General features: G+C 53.8%; 15 protein-coding genes and 7 tRNA genes. 16 read left to right on the forward strand and 6 right to left on the reverse strand.

Going from position 1 to position 15,136, the window contains the following annotated elements; genetic code table 11:
- The first annotated feature begins 129 nt into the window (after window positions 1-129).
- Window positions 130-1,143 carry a quinone-dependent dihydroorotate dehydrogenase gene (locus tag NDQ72_06095; protein WKD29517.1) on the forward strand — a complete coding sequence of 338 codons (1,014 nt, stop codon included), beginning with the start codon at window positions 130-132 and terminating at the stop codon, window positions 1,141-1,143.
- A 70-nt stretch (window positions 1,144-1,213) separates the two neighbouring features.
- Here NDQ72_06095 and rmf read toward each other — a convergent pair whose 3' ends face one another.
- Complete coding sequence (gene rmf / locus NDQ72_06100; GenBank protein WKD29518.1) at window positions 1,214-1,423, reverse strand: ribosome modulation factor; 210 nt, start codon at window positions 1,421-1,423, stop codon at window positions 1,214-1,216.
- A gap of 342 nt (window positions 1,424-1,765) precedes the next feature.
- Between rmf and rlmKL the strand changes: the two genes are divergently transcribed.
- Both rlmKL and NDQ72_06110 read left to right on the forward strand, forming a co-directional pair.
- Window positions 1,766-3,988 (forward strand): bifunctional 23S rRNA (guanine(2069)-N(7))-methyltransferase RlmK/23S rRNA (guanine(2445)-N(2))-methyltransferase RlmL, encoded by a 2,223-nt coding sequence (gene rlmKL, locus NDQ72_06105; GenBank protein WKD29519.1) that lies wholly within the window; start codon window positions 1,766-1,768, stop codon window positions 3,986-3,988.
- 19 nt (window positions 3,989-4,007) lie between these two features.
- The gene (locus tag NDQ72_06110) at window positions 4,008-4,343 is read left to right on the forward strand and encodes a glutaredoxin family protein (GenBank protein ID WKD29520.1); all 336 of its coding nucleotides are present in this window, start codon (window positions 4,008-4,010) and stop codon (window positions 4,341-4,343) included.
- 86 nt (window positions 4,344-4,429) lie between these two features.
- Here the strand turns inward: NDQ72_06110 and NDQ72_06115 are convergent, their stop codons facing one another.
- Window positions 4,430-4,711 (reverse strand): hypothetical protein, encoded by a 282-nt coding sequence (locus NDQ72_06115; GenBank protein ID WKD29521.1) that lies wholly within the window; start codon window positions 4,709-4,711, stop codon window positions 4,430-4,432.
- An 84-nt stretch (window positions 4,712-4,795) separates the two neighbouring features.
- On the opposite strand from NDQ72_06115, the gene pdxB reads away from it, so the two are divergent.
- On the forward strand, window positions 4,796-5,983 hold the full coding sequence (pdxB, locus tag NDQ72_06120; protein WKD29522.1) for a 4-phosphoerythronate dehydrogenase PdxB: 1,188 nt from the start codon (window positions 4,796-4,798) through the stop codon (window positions 5,981-5,983).
- 91 nt (window positions 5,984-6,074) lie between these two features.
- On the opposite strand, the gene htpX is transcribed toward pdxB, so the two are convergent.
- From htpX to msrB, 4 genes are all read right to left on the reverse strand, one after another.
- Window positions 6,075-6,980 carry a protease HtpX gene (gene htpX / locus NDQ72_06125; GenBank protein WKD29523.1) on the reverse strand — a complete coding sequence of 302 codons (906 nt, stop codon included), beginning with the start codon at window positions 6,978-6,980 and terminating at the stop codon, window positions 6,075-6,077.
- A 106-nt stretch (window positions 6,981-7,086) separates the two neighbouring features.
- Complete coding sequence (locus NDQ72_06130) at window positions 7,087-8,334, reverse strand: pyridoxal phosphate-dependent aminotransferase (GenBank protein WKD29524.1); 1,248 nt, start codon at window positions 8,332-8,334, stop codon at window positions 7,087-7,089.
- Window positions 8,335-8,388: 54 nt separating this feature from the next.
- Window positions 8,389-9,342: a ribosome biogenesis GTPase YlqF gene (gene ylqF, locus NDQ72_06135; GenBank protein WKD29525.1), complete on the reverse strand. Its 954-nt coding sequence runs from the start codon at window positions 9,340-9,342 to the stop codon at window positions 8,389-8,391.
- Window positions 9,343-9,462: 120 nt separating this feature from the next.
- Entirely contained in the window at window positions 9,463-9,861 is a 399-nt protein-coding gene (msrB, locus tag NDQ72_06140) for a peptide-methionine (R)-S-oxide reductase MsrB (GenBank protein ID WKD29526.1), read from the reverse strand.
- A gap of 338 nt (window positions 9,862-10,199) precedes the next feature.
- Here msrB and NDQ72_06145 point away from each other — a divergent pair.
- From NDQ72_06145 to NDQ72_06200, 12 genes are all read left to right on the forward strand, one after another.
- Window positions 10,200-10,275: transfer RNA gene (locus NDQ72_06145), tRNA-Glu, on the forward strand.
- A 55-nt stretch (window positions 10,276-10,330) separates the two neighbouring features.
- Window positions 10,331-10,405, forward strand: a tRNA-Gly gene (locus NDQ72_06150).
- A 21-nt stretch (window positions 10,406-10,426) separates the two neighbouring features.
- Window positions 10,427-10,502, forward strand: a tRNA-Glu gene (locus tag NDQ72_06155).
- A gap of 27 nt (window positions 10,503-10,529) precedes the next feature.
- Window positions 10,530-10,604 (forward strand) — tRNA-Gly (locus NDQ72_06160).
- Between the two features lie 80 nt (window positions 10,605-10,684).
- Window positions 10,685-10,760 (forward strand) — tRNA-Glu (locus NDQ72_06165).
- A 33-nt stretch (window positions 10,761-10,793) separates the two neighbouring features.
- Window positions 10,794-10,868: transfer RNA gene (locus NDQ72_06170), tRNA-Gly, on the forward strand.
- Between the two features lie 265 nt (window positions 10,869-11,133).
- Window positions 11,134-12,096: an ABC transporter ATP-binding protein gene (locus tag NDQ72_06175; GenBank protein ID WKD29527.1), complete on the forward strand. Its 963-nt coding sequence runs from the start codon at window positions 11,134-11,136 to the stop codon at window positions 12,094-12,096.
- Window positions 12,093-12,866: an ABC transporter permease gene (locus tag NDQ72_06180; protein WKD29528.1), complete on the forward strand. Its 774-nt coding sequence runs from the start codon at window positions 12,093-12,095 to the stop codon at window positions 12,864-12,866. Before NDQ72_06175 ends, NDQ72_06180 begins: the two co-directional genes overlap by 4 nt.
- A gap of 54 nt (window positions 12,867-12,920) precedes the next feature.
- Window positions 12,921-13,754, forward strand: coding sequence for an NADPH-dependent 7-cyano-7-deazaguanine reductase QueF (queF, locus tag NDQ72_06185; GenBank protein ID WKD29529.1), 834 nt, complete (start codon window positions 12,921-12,923; stop codon window positions 13,752-13,754).
- 47 nt (window positions 13,755-13,801) lie between these two features.
- Window positions 13,802-14,362: a nitroreductase family protein gene (locus NDQ72_06190; GenBank protein ID WKD29530.1), complete on the forward strand. Its 561-nt coding sequence runs from the start codon at window positions 13,802-13,804 to the stop codon at window positions 14,360-14,362.
- Window positions 14,363-14,367: 5 nt separating this feature from the next.
- Window positions 14,368-14,886 (forward strand): thioesterase domain-containing protein, encoded by a 519-nt coding sequence (locus NDQ72_06195; GenBank protein WKD29531.1) that lies wholly within the window; start codon window positions 14,368-14,370, stop codon window positions 14,884-14,886.
- Between the two features lie 93 nt (window positions 14,887-14,979).
- A tRNA-Ser gene (locus NDQ72_06200) sits at window positions 14,980-15,067 on the forward strand.
- The last annotated feature ends 69 nt before the right edge of the window (window positions 15,068-15,136 follow it).

The following is a 15,136-nucleotide window of genomic DNA, read 5'->3' on the forward strand; positions in this document are numbered from 1 at the left end:
CCGCTCAGCGCTGCGAAGATAACTTGATTTACGCTATACTCTGCGCGCCGCGCGCTATGTCGTTTATTTGCCCACATGTAGCGTGTCCGTTCGTCTGCTTTATGCCCACTGCTCTGGAGAGCCTCGCTGATGTATAACTTCGCCCGTTCGCTGTTGTTTCGACTCGACCCAGAAGCATCTCATGGGTTGGCGCTGGGTGCGTTAGATACTCTGCATCGGGTGGGTGGTGTGCAGCGGGTATATGGTGAGCCTGTGAGCGACCCTGTCGAACTGATGGGGCTGCGTTTTAGTAACCGGGTAGGGCTTGCCGCAGGGCTGGATAAAAATGCCGATCACTTGGATGCGCTGGGCGCGTTGGGCTTTGGGTTTGTAGAAGTAGGCACCGTGACGCCCAAAGCGCAGCCAGGCAACCCGAAGCCACGTTTGTTTCGGCTTGCAGGCCACGAGGCGATCATTAACCGCTTTGGATTTAATAACAAAGGGGTTGAGCACCTTGTCGCCCAGGTGAAAAAGCGCCACTACAGAGGCGTTGTGGGCATCAATATTGGTAAAAACTTAACCACCGCTGTGGAAAACGCGCTCGATGATTACCTGCTTTGTTTAGAGGCGGTGCACAGCGTGGCTGATTATATTGCGGTCAATATTTCCTCGCCTAATACGCCTGGGCTGCGGACATTACAGTTCGGCGAGCAGCTGGATTCACTGCTTGGGCCTATTCGTTCGCGCAGCCAAGCACTGGACAGCGCGTTAGGCCGCAAGGTGCCGCTACTGGTTAAAATCGCCCCAGATATGAGTGAAGAAGAGGTCGCTCTGGTGGCTGGCAGTATTGCTCGTAATGCGCTGGATGGTGTTATTGCGACAAATACTACGATAGCTCGCGATGCCGTTAAGAGTGACCCTCAATCAGAAGAGGCGGGTGGGCTTTCTGGAAAACCCGTTTTTGAAGCATCGAATAGGGTGATTCGCCTGTTACGCGCGCAACTGCCAACGCTGCCTATTATAGGTGTGGGTGGGATTGATAGCGGTGAGGCCGCTGCTGCTAAAATTGCCGCTGGTGCAGACTTGGTGCAGCTCTACTCAGGGTTGATCTATCAAGGGCCTGGGTTAGTGAAAGCGTGCGCCGAGGCATTGAAACAGCAATAATTGAGCAATAAAAAAGCCCGCTTGTCAGCGGGCTCCGTACTCCAAATGTCATGTTTAAAAAGGTAAAAAACTAGGTCATCACCATGGGATTTTTATGGATACCGGAGACGCCTGTCATCCCGTCCCACTGATCACCGCGACCTTCACGCCAACCACTCATCCAATATTCGCGTAAATTAACATCTTGACTGGGGCAGTCATCTCGGGAGCGACCCGTAATGCCCGCTTTATAGCCGTGAACATAAGCCCGTTGGAAGCGATCACGTTTTTGTCGTTTCATTGGCTAACCTCTTTTCACGAAAGCCTTTGATAAGAAAAGCACGCTGGGCAAAAATGCTATATTTGCATCAGTGCTATTTCGATAGATAACGTTGGCAAGCCGCCACTCAACGCTAATGCCTAGCACTCACGTGCTGAACGGGCAAAGCGGCAGACTCGACAAATTAGGGGTCTTGAAAGCAAGTTGCTAATAGAACCCTGACAAACAACGCATGCGTTTTTCAGTAGCTACACTCTTATTGTTAGCTCATTATGGGGTCACTTGTCGACCATCAAATTGTCATAAGACGTAAACTCATTTGCCATATATAGGAATATCGCGCTCTTACGCGCGGCGATAAACATGACCGAGTCGAGCCAAACTGCCCCTCTAAACCTCCTTGCTACCTGCCCAAAAGGCATTGAAGGCCTTTTAGCTGATGAGCTTTCAGCGCTAGGAGCCGAGCCAGGTAAAACGACCGTGGCGGGCGTTTATTTTTCCGCCAATCTAGCAACCGCCTATCGCATATGCCTATGGTCACGGCTAGCTAACCGCATTATTTTGCTGTTGGCTCGGGAGCCGATGATTGATACCGCTGAGCAAGTGCGTGACGTGGTTGCCCGGCTTCCCTGGACACAGCATTTAACGCCAGGCAAAACGCTGGCGGTAGATTTTCATGGCCGCAGCGACCACATTCGCCATACCCGGTTTGGTGCCCAGACGGTGAAAGATGGCGTTGTTGATTCGCTGCAGCTAGCCGGTCAGGAGCGTCCAAATGTGGATACTAAAACACCTGATCTGCGCATCTACGCCCATCTACACCGCGCTAACTTAAGTCTGGGAATTGATCTTTCAGGCGAAAGTTTGCACCGCCGTGGCTACCGCCGTGATGTTGGACATGCACCGCTGAAAGAGAACTTGGCAGCTGCGTTGCTAGTGCGTGCTGGCTGGCCTGAACGAGCAAAAGCCGGTGAGCCGCTGTTAGATCCGCTATGTGGTGCAGGTACGTTGCTGATTGAAGCGGCGCTAATGGCCGCCGACCAAGCACCCAATCTCAATCGGGAGCGCTTCGGCTTTCAGGGCTGGGCAGGCCACGACGAGCCGCTGTGGAAAGAGTTAAAGCGCGAAGCTGAGGCGCGGGCGTCGATAGGCCGTAAACGCTGTAAAACGGCGCTGGTGGGCTTTGATCAGAGTCCGGCGGCATTGACAGCAGCGAAAGCTAACGCCATGCGTGCGGGCATTCCTGCGCTAATTACCTTGCATGGGCAGAGCCTAAGTCAGCTAACCAGGCCAGAGGCTATTACTGCCGAACGCGGGCTATTGATGACTAACCCGCCTTATGGCGAGCGCTTAGGCGAATTACCTGAGTTGGTGCGTTTGTATGCCCAATTGGGAGAAAAGGCGAAAGCGCTGTTTCCTGGTTGGACACTGGCGCTGTTTACCGGTAACCCCGATTTAGGGCATCGCCTTGGGCTGCGTGCTCACAAGCAGTATGCGCTGAAGAACGGTGCGCTGGATGCGAAGTTGCTGCTAATGGAAATTGCCACCCGCACGGCCAGCACGCCAGACAGTGACAGCGTTTCTTCTGTCTCAGAAAATGCTGGAGAGGCGCAGCAAACAAGCACCAGTGCCAAGCCTGCTGTGTCGGAAAATGCCCAAATGTTTGCCAATCGACTGGCGAAAAACCAAAAACGTCTGAAAAAGTGGCTTAAGAAAAGCGCTGAGACTTGCTACCGTGTTTACGATGCTGATATGCCAGAGTATGCGCTGGCAGTCGACCGTTACGGTGACCGAGTGCATGTTCAAGAGTACGCTGCACCCAGCTCAATTAACCCTGCTCAGGCTCAAAAGCGTCTGTTTGATGCCTTGGAAGTACTGCCCGATGCCCTCGGCGTTGATCCAGGCAAGGTGTATATAAAGCGTCGTGAGCGGCAAACGGGCAGTGCCCAGTACCAGAAGCGGGATGCCAGCGGAGAGCGCTTTGAAGTGCGGGAAGGTGACGCTCGGCTGTGGGTTAACCTGCGTGACTACTTGGATACCGGCTTGTTTCTGGATCATCGACCAGTACGCCGCCTGCTTAACGAGATGGCTAGCGGGAAGCGCTTCTTAAACCTGTTTTGCTACACTGCCACAGCAACTGTGCAAGCAGCCTTGGGCGGTGCAAGCGACAGCGTCAGTGTCGATATGTCGAATACCTACCTTGAGTGGGCGAGAGACAACTTTGCGCTGAACAAGCTGGACCCAAGGCTACATCGTGTGGTGCGGGATGACTGTTTCCGCTGGCTTGAAACCGCGAACGCCGAGTTTGACCTGATCTTTATGGACCCGCCGACATTTTCTAACTCCAAGAAAATGCGCGATACCCTTGATGTTCAGCGTGACCATCCGCGGCTAGTGGAACTGGCCATGGCGCGTCTTGCGCCCGGCGGTACTCTGGTGTTCTCGAACAATCAGCGGCGCTTCAAGCTAGACGAGGCGCTCAGCGAGCGCTACGTAGTGGAAGATATTACATCGCGTACGTTTGATCCGGATTTTCAACGCCGAACCAACCTGCATCATGTGTTTTTGCTACGGCATAAAGCGTAAGGGCACAAAGAGACCGGATATGATTCAGCTATCGATTTATACAACGTTAGGCTGCCACTTATGCGCTCAGTTAGAGGCGCTAGTGGTAACGTTGGCGAACCAAGAGGTATCGCTGCATCACATTGAAATCAGCGACGACGATACGTTAGCGGCGCGTTATGGTGTACGCATTCCGGTTTTGATGGATGCTAATGGGGAAGAGCTGGATCGAGGCTTTGATCTTGATAAGCTGAGCGCTTGGTTACAAGCGCGCGGCTGGTTGGATGAGGCTGCGCTGGCAGCACTTACCACACCGCCCGAAAATGCGCCGCCAGTTGGCGCGCATCAGCGCAATGGACGGCGCTACTTGGGTTGAGACAGCCCTTGAGGCAGCCCTTGAAACCGCTCTTAAAACAGCCTTTAAGGTTTGAATCATTGTCGCTAACATGGAGTTCTATGCACCTAAAGTGCATCAAGTAGCGACAACTGCCGCATGGCTTCCTGTCCTTCGGGCGTATGATCGGCTGCTTCCAGTACCTTGCGAAACCCTCGCGAGGCCTGGATGGTGGCCTCATCTTCCATCCACATTTGAGCTTGCTCCAGGGTGTCTGCCAACTGATGCTTTAGCCCGCCAAACTGGGTGCCGATTTGCCCCCAGGCGCGGCTGAAAATCCAGTCGCCAAACATATCCTGGTGAATATGCACCAACACATAGTCATGGTCGGTTTCCCAGCGTACGATCACACCCATCTCCTTAACTGCTTCTAGATCATGCCTGCACAGCAAGCCGTTGCGGGCGTATTGTAAAGCCCGGATACGAAAACGCCTATGAAACTTGTTATCGACGCGAATATCCCCGCTGCAGACCTCTGTTTTGAGTCGTTTGGCACGCTGCATCGCTTGCCAGGGCGTGAGATTCGTCCCTTTGATGTAGCCGATGCCGACGCGCTGATCGTGCGCTCGATTACTCAGGTCAACCACGCGCTGTTGGCACAAAGCCCTGTCCGTTTTGTGGGTACCTGCACCATTGGCACTGACCATATTGATCGTGCGTTATTAAGCGAGCGCGGCATTGGCTTTGCTAGTGCGCCTGGCTGTAATGCCGACGCCGTGGTGGATTACGTGCTTAGCAGCTTGCTGCTGATGAGTGAGCGACAAGGTTGGTCGTTGCTGGCACGTAGGGTGGGTATTGTGGGGGCTGGCAACGTTGGCAGCCGTTTGCAGCAGCGTTTGCAAGCACTGGGTGTGGAAACCATGGTGTGTGATCCGCCTCGCGCAGAAAAAGAACAGCCCGGAAAAGGGCCCGCAGCAGTAGAGGAGGCGGGCCTGTTTTGCTCGCTGGATAGCGTCATCGAACACTGCGACGTCGTGTGCCTGCATACTCCGCTGGTGAATCCGCTGGTGAAAGAGGGCCCCCATGCCACGTATCAACTGTTTAATGCTGAGCGTATTAATGACCTAGCCCCTGGGACTGTGTTGCTAAACGCCGGGCGGGGCGACTGTATTGACGGTCTGGCGCTACGTAGTCGTTTAGCGGGTAAAGGCGACATCACGGCGATTCTCGATGTTTGGGAAGATGAGCCGGAGATCGATGCCGGGTTGCGTGATTTGGTAGCGCTGGCGACACCCCATATTGCCGGGCATAGCCTTGATGGCAAGTTGCGTGGCACGTGGATGATTCAGCAGGCGCTGGCTCAGCATATCGAGCGGCCAAGTGGCGTTACGTTCAGCGAACTCTGCCCTCGACCTGCGCTGTCAGCAATAACGCTGCAGCAAGCGATGCCGACAGAAGAAGCACTCCGGCTATGCACGCGCGCGGTTTACGATGTGCGCCGCGACCACGATGCGTTGCAGTGGCATGTGTTTCACCAGGGGATCAAAAAGGGCTTTGATTACTGCCGATCAAACTACCCACTGCGTCGAGAGTTTGCCACGCTGCGTGTGTTGTTAGAAAACGACGCAACGGTTCTGGAAGCGCCATTGCTAGCGGCTGGTTTTCAAGTGCGCTGCGTATAGCTGTGTGGTGACGGTGGGTTGGTTGTTAGGTTGTTTAGAAAGCACAAGGCCCGCATTTGCGGGCCTTGTGTTACAGCTAGCGAATATGCGTTTACTGACGGTAAGCCGCTTCTTTTAAAGCGCGAATGCGATCGTCCAGCGGCGGGTGGCTGGCGAACAGCTGCTCTAGCAAAGAGCGGGTTTGGCCTTTCGTAATAGCCATCGCGCGCAGGGTATCCGGCATCTGGTCAGGCATTTCAGTTTCCGCTTTCAGACGTGCCAGCGCATTCACCATCGCGCCGGTGCCCGCTAGGCGTGCGCCTGCCTCATCGGCACGGTATTCACGATAGCGTGAGAACCAGGCAACGATTGCAGAGGCGACAAGACCAAAGACGATTTCTGCCACGATCACCACGGCAAAATAACCGATAAAACCAAGGCCACCTTCGCCGTCGCTACGACTTCTTAAGAAGTTGTCGACTAACTGAGCCACGACCCGAGCAAAGAACATAACAAAGGTATTCACAACGCCTTGAATCAGCGCCAGCGTGACCATGTCGCCGTTGGCCACGTGGCCGATTTCGTGGGCCAGCACCGCGCGCACTTCTTCAGGGCGCATACGGTTTAATAGGCCCGCTGAAACGGCGACTAATGCATCGTTTTTATTCCAGCCGGTGGCAAACGCGTTGGACTGCTGAGCAGGAAAAATGCCCACTTCTGGCGTTTTAATACCCGCTTCGCGGGAAAGTTCGGCCACCGTATCCAACAGCCACTGCTCTGTTGAATTCGAGGGTGTTTCGATAATTACGGTGCCAGTCGAACGCTTTGCCATCCACTTGGAAATAAACAGCGATACCAGCGAGCCGACCATGCCGAAGATGAAGCAGAAAATCAGCAGGCTAGTAAAGTTGATGCCCTGACTGCTTAGGTAGCTTTCCACCCCAAACAGTCGCAGCGTTAAGCTGGCAACCAGCAACACCGCTAAGTTAGTGGCTAAAAACAGCACAATTCGCATCATGATGCGGGTTCTCCCTCAAAGGTCATTAAAAAGCGTTAGTGGAATGACAGTTTAGATACGTGCTGTTAACGTCAGTTTCAAGTCACCGTTTTTATTGGCCGCCGTTTTATTGGCGATAGCGAGACAAGAAATTAGCAAAGCGATCAAGTGCGTCACCCAATTGGTCGGCCCATGGCAGAGTAACAATGCGCACGTGATCCGGTTCTGGCCAGTTGAACGCAGTGCCTTGCACCAGCAGAATTTTTTCCTGGAGCAGTAAGTCCAGCACCAGCTGTTGGTCATCTTGAATGTTAAACACCTTAGGGTCTAAGCGGGGAAAGGCATACAGCGCACCTTTAGGCGTCACGCAAGAGACCCCTGGGATGGCGTTAAGTTTTTCTATCGTGATATCTCGCTGAGCCAATAGTCGGCCGCCCGGCAGAATCAAATCATTGATTGACTGGTAGCCACCCAGTGCGGTTTGGATAGCGTGCTGGGCTGGTACGTTAGCGCACAGGCGCATTGAGGCCAACATGGTCAGGCCCTGAATGAAATCACTGGCACGCTGTTTGGCTAACGTGCCGGAAATGGTCATCCAGCCGGAACGAAAGCCCGCGCAGCGGTAGCTTTTTGATAGCCCATTCATGGTAATGACCAGTTGGTCATCATCCGCCAATGCGCCCGTGGCGGTGTGCTCTACGCCGTCATAAAGAATCTTGTCGTAGATCTCATCGGAGAACACCACCAAATTGTGCTCTTGGGCAATATCCAGCACTTCCCGTACCACTTCAGGCGGGTAAACCGCACCGGTAGGGTTGTTCGGGTTGATAATGACAATGGCTCGGGTACGGCTGGTAACTTTGGCGCGAATGTCTGCTATGTCCGGTGCCCAATCGGCTTGTTCATCGCATAAGTAGTGCACGCCGTGACCGCCAGATAAATTCGCTGCGGCGGTCCATAGCGGGTAGTCGGGGGCGGGGATCAGTACTTCATCACCGTCGTTTAACAGTGCCTGCATCGACATCACGATCAGCTCAGAAACGCCGTTGCCGATGTAGATATCTTCAATGCCAACCCCAGGAATCCGTTTACGTTGGCACTCTTGCATAATTGCCTTACGCGCCGAGTAAAGGCCTTTAGAATCACAGTAGCCCTGGGCAGTGGGCAGGTTGCGCATCACGTCATGAAGAATCTCTTCCGGTGCCTCAAAGCCAAACGGCGCCGGGTTGCCAATGTTAAGCTTTAAGATCTGTTGGCCTTCTTCTTCCAGGCGCTTGGCATGATCGAGCACTGGGCCACGAATGTCGTAGCAGACGTTATGCAACTTGTGTGATTTTTTCAGCGTGTGCGATTCTGTAGGTTGCGGGGTATCCATGGGGGTTATTATCCAAAATTCCTGTGGTTGTGAGTGTTGCCGATGATTAGCCCATTATGCGTCGGATTGTAGGTGGCTGTCTTCGTCGTTTTGTATCGGTGGCGGTGGAATATCACCTGGGGTTTCTAACGTAAGCCTACCGAGCTTGCCATCGCGTAGCTCGTGAAGCAGTACTTCGGCGCCGCGGTGTATGTCGACTTCGCCGCCGGGGCGTAAGCCGCCGCGCTTACTCGCAATTTCTTTCAAAATAGCGTGGCCGTCAAAACCGGCAATGGCTAAGAAGTCCGGCTTTTGCGGGCCATCAGCATCCACCTCTTGTGCTACGGGCGCTTCATAAGTCGGTAGCGCCTTTAACTTATAGCGGGCGGTCAACTCTGCAGGGTAGCGCTTGGCAAGCTCGGCACTGGTGACGATGGCGACATCGGTATACTCAATCGCAGTATCACGAATTGCACCGCTAGCAGCCAAACGATAGGCGCTAGCTTGGTCTTCGATTTTTGGCCATAGCACCCCAGGGGTGTCGATTAATGCGACGCGGCCGTCGATACGCACCTTTTGCTGGCGCTTGGTGACCGCGGGCTCATTACCAGTTTTAGCAATTTTCCGACCAGCGAGCCCGTTGATCAGCGTCGATTTCCCGACGTTGGGAATGCCCATTATCATCACGCGGACATCTCTATCAGCGCGTACCGCGCCTGCCAGCTCGTGGCATAGCTTAGGGATTTTTTTAAGCTCGCGAATATTGGTAGTGGTAATTGCCAGGGCGCGGGTATCTTCTTGAGCATCGAAAAAAGCCACCCACTCAGCAGTACGCTCAGGGTCAGCAAGATCCGCCCGCGACAAAATCTTCAATACCGGCTTATGGCGAGTCAGCTCGGCCAGCATCGGGTTGGCGCTGGAGTAGGGCAGACGTGCATCAAGTACTTCAATCACGACATCAATTTCGGGCAGCGCGTCCTTAATCTGGCGGCGGGCCTTGTTCATATGTCCGGGGAACCAGCCGAGCATGAGTTTCTCCTAATTAGCGCAAAGCAAATACAAGCACGAAAAACGGGCACAAAAAAAGCGGGCTGCCATTCTAGCAGATGGCGCCCGCCTTTCTGACGTTGAACGAGGATTTAGTGACGATTACTCGTCAGGATGAAACTCTAGTGACACCGAATTGATGCAGTAGCGCAACCCCGTCGTGTCTGGCGGACCATCGGGAAATACGTGACCCAGATGGGCGTCGCAGTGGGAGCAAACGACCTCAGTGCGTCGCATGCCGTGGGAGGTGTCGCTATGCTCTTCAATGCAGCGTGTTCCCAGTGGGCGATCAAAGCTTGGCCAGCCGCAACCCGCATCAAACTTATGTTCGTTTTCAAACAGCGGCGCATGGCAGCACACACAGTGGTAAATACCTTGGGCATCACTGACCTGATAATCTCCGGTGAAGGGGCGTTCAGTGCCTTTCTCACGTGCCACACGGTATTGTTCCGGGGTGAGTTGCTTGCGCCATTCATCAGGGGATTTTTCTATTTTCGCCATGGGGATCTCCTCTCCCTCTGGTTACCGTTAAACAGAGGCTTACTAAGCAGGCTAGCGTATCACTACGCAGAGTGACAGTAGATAGCCTGTCCAGGTTCAGCATGTGTGAAAGGTAAGAAAACCGCCAGTGTGGCGTTTACACGCTAGCGACATTACCGTGACGGTATAGTAAGTGTATGAGAAATAAGCAGGTGCGCTTATATAAAGTGCTGGGGGGATCAAAGTACCCCATTTAGCAGGCGCGACTCGTGGCAGGATAAAACGTTTCGATTTCAGAGTGCTTGACAGCACATTAAGGGCTGAGTAATATACGCGCCACCTCGACGAGGCAATGAAACGTCCCATTCGTCTAGTGGTCTAGGACACCGCCCTTTCACGGCGGTAACAGGGGTTCGAACCCCCTATGGGACGCCACTTACTCTTTTAGAGCTAGTGGTATAGAGTAAGAAGTCGTCAAGGTATCGGATGTGCGGGAATAGCTCAGTGGTAGAGCATCGCCTTGCCAAGGCGAGGGTCGAGAGTTCGAATCTCTTTTCCCGCTCCAAGCATTTTATATGCTTACAGTGTCCCATTCGTCTAGTGGTCTAGGACACCGCCCTTTCACGGCGGTAACAGGGGTTCGAACCCCCTATGGGACGCCAATCCGATTTGCGAGTAATACAGGTTAAGCGGGAATAGCTCAGTGGTAGAGCATCGCCTTGCCAAGGCGAGGGTCGAGAGTTCGAATCTCTTTTCCCGCTCCAATCTGTAAGGCGTGGTAAAGTAGATGAGGGTCGAGAGCTGGAGCGCCAGCCCGGTCGAATCTCTTTTCCCGCTCCAAAACGTCCCATTCGTCTAGTGGTCTAGGACACCGCCCTTTCACGGCGGTAACAGGGGTTCGAACCCCCTATGGGACGCCATCTCGCATTTTTAGTAGAACTTGTTTGTTGTACGCGGGAATAGCTCAGTGGTAGAGCATCGCCTTGCCAAGGCGAGGGTCGAGAGTTCGAATCTCTTTTCCCGCTCCATACAACGGTTTTACATAGGTGCCAAGGGTCGAGAGCTGGAGCGCCAGCCCGGTCGAATCTCTTTTCCCGCTCCAAGCAAACACTCTCTTTTCATCCTCCTTTATTGCTTGTTTTCCTGTGTTTTTTGAACATTGTATCGCACATCAATTGGCGATATTTTCGCGTGGCCGTCTTTCGGGCGACTTGAAAAAACATACGGATGCCCCGATATCCTCTCGTCTAACTTGTTTTTCTTGTGCTCCCCATTTGCTGACAGGACATATTCATGGCCGAACCGGCATTGTCTATCCGTGGCCTCACAAAAGTGTATGGCAACGGCTTTCAAGCGTTAAAAGGTATTGATTTGGACGTCCAGCAGGGCGATTTTTTTGCTTTGTTAGGGCCTAACGGAGCGGGTAAGTCGACCACCCTGGGGGTGGTCTGCTCGCTGGTGCAGAAATCCGCCGGTAAGGTGTCGATTTTTGGTATCGACATCGATAAAGACTTCGCGAAAGCGAAATACCAGCTTGGAGTGGTGCCCCAGGAGTTCAATTTCAACCAGTTTGAAAAGGTCATTGATATCATTTTGGCCCAGGCGGGGTATTACGGAATGACCCGTAATGAGGCGTTGCCCCGTGCTAAGCAACTGCTCACTGACCTTGGGCTATGGGACAAGCGTAACGGCAGTGCGCGTATGCTTTCGGGCGGTATGAAGCGTCGTTTGATGATTGCCCGTGCGCTGATGCATCGTCCAAAGCTACTGATTCTTGATGAGCCAACAGCGGGTGTCGACATTGAGCTGCGCCGCAGTATGTGGGAATACATGCGGCGTATTAACCGCGATGAGGGCACTACCATTATTCTCACGACACACTATCTCGAAGAGGCCGAGAGCCTATGCCGCAATATCGCCATTATCAATCAAGGCGAAATCGTGCGTAACACCAGTGTGCGTGAACTGTTGACCGAGCTGAACACTGAAACCTTCCTGCTCGACTTGTCCGCCCCGGTTGAGCAAGCGCCCGTCGTTGAAGGGTTTGAAATTCAGCAAATCGAGCCTTCCCAACTGGCGTTAGTGATTCATCGTGGTCAGCAGCTTAACGACGTGTTCAGTGCCTTAAGCGAACAGGGGCTAAACGTGGTTTCCATGCGCAACCGCGCCAACCGCTTAGAGGAGATGTTTGTTTCCATGGTGGAAAGTAGCCAGCAAGCGATTGATCAACGCGAGCAGCAGGAGGCGCGGGCATGAATGCAACGCAAACCCTCATCGCGCTGTGGACGCTAGTGCTTAAAGAGATCAAGCGCTTTACGCGGATTTGGCCGCAAACCTTGCTGCCGCCATCCATTACTATGGCGATGTATTTCATCATCTTCGGTAACTTGATTGGTTCGCGTATTGGCGATATGGACGGCTTCAGCTACATGGACTTCATTGTGCCAGGGCTGATTATGATGTCGGTAATCACCAACAGCTACTCCAACGTGGCCTCTAGCTTCTTTTCCAATAAGTTTCAGCGCTCTATTGAAGAGATGATGGTCTCTCCCATGCCCAACTGGGTGATCTTATCCGGCTTTATTTTGGGGGGGATGGCGCGCGGCTTGGGGGTGGGGTTAATTGTCACGCTGGTATCGCTGTTCTTTACCCGCTTAACCGTCGAGCATCCACTGCTTACGGTGCTGGTCGTTGTGCTGACTTCGGCGCTGTTCTCTATCGGTGGTTTTATTAACGCGCTGCTGGCCAATAAATTCGATGATATCTCCATCGTGCCGACGTTTATTCTGACCCCGCTGACGTATTTAGGCGGCGTGTTTTACTTGATTTCGATGCTGCCCGATTTCTGGCAGGGCGTCTCCATGCTCAACCCAATACTGTATATGGTGAACGTCTTCCGCTACGGCTTTCTAGGCGTTTCTGATATTCCGGTCGTCTGGGCGCTGGCCGCTATCTTTGCCTTTATCGTTGTGCTGTTTATGGTGGCACTTACCATGCTAGAGCGCGGCAAAGGCATTCGCAGTTAAACGTGTGATAACGCCCAGTAGAAAGCACGCTACTAATCAAGAGAGCAACCAGTCATGGCACACCGCCCCGATACCTTAGAACACGCGCCCTTAGGGCGCGATTCCGCCTACCCAGAGCATTATGACGCTGGGCTGTTGTATCCTATTCCCCGTGCTGCTAACCGTGCCCCATTGGGCATTGAAGACAATAAGCTGCCGTTTGTTGGGGAAGATGAGTGGCACGCGTTTGAAGTTTCCTGGTTGAATAACCGTGGTAAACCCATTGTGGCGGTTGCCCGTTTCCGCCTGCCTGCGGATTCACCGAACCTGATTGAGTCTAAATCCTGGAAGCTCTATCTCAATAGCCTAAATCAAACGCGCTTTGAAAGCCGAGACGCGGTGCAATGTGTGCTTGTGCGCGACCTAGCCGCCGCGGCGGGTGCCTCTGTGAGCGTAGAGCTATTAGGTGTAGACGACGCTGAGCTTACCCCCCGGCGCCTGCCGGGCGAATGTCTGGATGACCTGGATATCGACATCAGCGATTACACGCCCAGTGCAGCGCATTTGGCAGTCAGCGAAGAGATCGTCGAAGAGACACTGCATTCCCATCTACTTAAATCTAACTGCCCTGTGACTGGCCAGCCTGATTGGGGCAGTGTATTAGTTCGCTACAAAGGCCCTAAAATCGACCGTGAAGGGCTGCTACGCTACCTAATCGGTTATCGTCAGCACCAGGACTTCCACGAGCACTGTGTCGAGCATATTTTTACTGACCTGATGCAACTGGCTAAGCCTGAAGAGCTACTGGTGTTGGCCCGTTATGTACGCCGTGGCGGGCTTGATATCAGCCCATGGCGAGCAACTCCTGGGTTAACGCCGCCCAGCCCATTGCGCCTAGCAAGGCAGTAACAACGGCGCTAATCTAGCGCTCAACGATCAATAAAAGGGGAGTCATCATGGACGCACTCACGCTGCTTCACGAACGTAGCTCTATGGGGAAACTCACCGAGCCTGCGCCCAGTGCCGACCAGCTCAGCGCTATCTACCAAGCCGCGCTGCGCGCCCCAGACCATAAAGAGCTGCGCCCCTGGCGGTTTATCGAATTTATCGGTGAAGGGCGCGAGCGCCTGGGTGAGCTGTTTGCAGAAGCGGAATTTCAAGAAGACCCCAGTGCCAGTGATGACACGTTAAATTCCGCGCGTAAAAAACCGCTGCGTGCGCCGATGATCATTGCTGTGATTGCCAAGGTCACCCCAGATATTCCGGGTGTGCCGAAAATGGAGCAGGTGATTTCCGCCGGCTGCGCCGCCCACGGCATTCTGCTGGCTGCCCACGCGCAAGGGTTAGGTGCCATGTGGCGCAGCGGTAAGTACGCCTTTGACCCCGTGGTGCGTAAAGGTCTATCGCTAGACGAAAATGACGAAGTGGTCGCGTTTATCTATCTGGGTAGCCTGGCCGGTCGCCATAAACCGCTACCTCAGCACAATGTGGACGACTTTGTAGAGCGTTGGGATTAACGGTAATGAGCCAGCCACGTCAACCAGGAGTGCCTTACCCGCGTTTGCCACTCCCTGAAACCCAGGAAGACCTTGCCGCCTTTCAGCGGTGGCTAGGGGAAGCAATTCCCATGGTGGGCACGCTGGGGATTCAGAGCATGTCCCAAAGCACCGACCGAGAGGGCGGGGCATTGATGTGGCAGCTAGCGCTTAGCCCCAACCTAAACGACAAAGGCACAGGCTTCGGTGGCGCGCTAACGGCGCAAACCACGCTGCAGGGCTGGTGTTGGGTAACGCTATGGCTGCGTGCCCAAGGGCGGGCGCAGGATGTTGTAGTGGCCGAAGCCAGCCAACGCTTTCTTGCGCCAGTCACTAGCGACTACCGTATCATTTGCACCCCCAGCGACTCCCAAGGCCCAGAACAACTAGCGGAAAAGCTTAACGCGCGGGGCAGGGGCAGCATTGCACTCACCCAGCAGCTCTACTGTGGCGACACGCTCTGCCTGGAAGCCAGCGGGCGCTACGCTGTGCTGCCTGTTGCTTAAATCTTTAAAAGGCTTGCTATTTTAGGTCTTAGACCATAGAATATGCGCCGTTCTGTTGGGAAAGGCAACGCCTTAACAACCGAGCAAAAAAGTGGAGAGGTGTCCGAGTGGTCGAAGGAGCACGCCTGGAAAGTGTGTAAGTCGAAAGGCTTCGAGGGTTCGAATCCCTCCCTCTCCGCCACAGAATATAGAAAAAGCCCGCTGAGCAATCAGCGGGCTTTTTCGTGCCTGCCATTTAAGTTATCCACAT

It is taken from the genome of Halomonas sp. KG2 (assembly GCA_030440445.1).
Classification (GTDB): domain Bacteria; phylum Pseudomonadota; class Gammaproteobacteria; order Pseudomonadales; family Halomonadaceae; genus Vreelandella.

What these genes read in the sequence shown, in the direction of transcription:
- NDQ72_06095 (WKD29517.1), top strand. Translation starts at nt 130, where the DNA reads ATGTATAACTTCGCCCGTTCGCTGTTGTTTCGACTCGACCCAGAAGCA.
- rmf (WKD29518.1), bottom strand. Translation starts at nt 1,423, where the DNA reads ATGAAACGACAAAAACGTGATCGCTTCCAACGGGCTTATGTTCACGGC.
- rlmKL (WKD29519.1), top strand. Translation starts at nt 1,766, where the DNA reads ATGACCGAGTCGAGCCAAACTGCCCCTCTAAACCTCCTTGCTACCTGC.
- NDQ72_06110 (WKD29520.1), top strand. Translation starts at nt 4,008, where the DNA reads ATGATTCAGCTATCGATTTATACAACGTTAGGCTGCCACTTATGCGCT.
- pdxB (WKD29522.1), top strand. Translation starts at nt 4,796, where the DNA reads ATGAAACTTGTTATCGACGCGAATATCCCCGCTGCAGACCTCTGTTTT.
- htpX (WKD29523.1), bottom strand. Translation starts at nt 6,980, where the DNA reads ATGATGCGAATTGTGCTGTTTTTAGCCACTAACTTAGCGGTGTTGCTG.
- NDQ72_06130 (WKD29524.1), bottom strand. Translation starts at nt 8,334, where the DNA reads ATGGATACCCCGCAACCTACAGAATCGCACACGCTGAAAAAATCACAC.
- ylqF (WKD29525.1), bottom strand. Translation starts at nt 9,342, where the DNA reads ATGCTCGGCTGGTTCCCCGGACATATGAACAAGGCCCGCCGCCAGATT.
- msrB (WKD29526.1), bottom strand. Translation starts at nt 9,861, where the DNA reads ATGGCGAAAATAGAAAAATCCCCTGATGAATGGCGCAAGCAACTCACC.
- NDQ72_06175 (WKD29527.1), top strand. Translation starts at nt 11,134, where the DNA reads ATGGCCGAACCGGCATTGTCTATCCGTGGCCTCACAAAAGTGTATGGC.
- NDQ72_06180 (WKD29528.1), top strand. Translation starts at nt 12,093, where the DNA reads ATGAATGCAACGCAAACCCTCATCGCGCTGTGGACGCTAGTGCTTAAA.
- queF (WKD29529.1), top strand. Translation starts at nt 12,921, where the DNA reads ATGGCACACCGCCCCGATACCTTAGAACACGCGCCCTTAGGGCGCGAT.
- NDQ72_06190 (WKD29530.1), top strand. Translation starts at nt 13,802, where the DNA reads ATGGACGCACTCACGCTGCTTCACGAACGTAGCTCTATGGGGAAACTC.
- NDQ72_06195 (WKD29531.1), top strand. Translation starts at nt 14,368, where the DNA reads ATGAGCCAGCCACGTCAACCAGGAGTGCCTTACCCGCGTTTGCCACTC.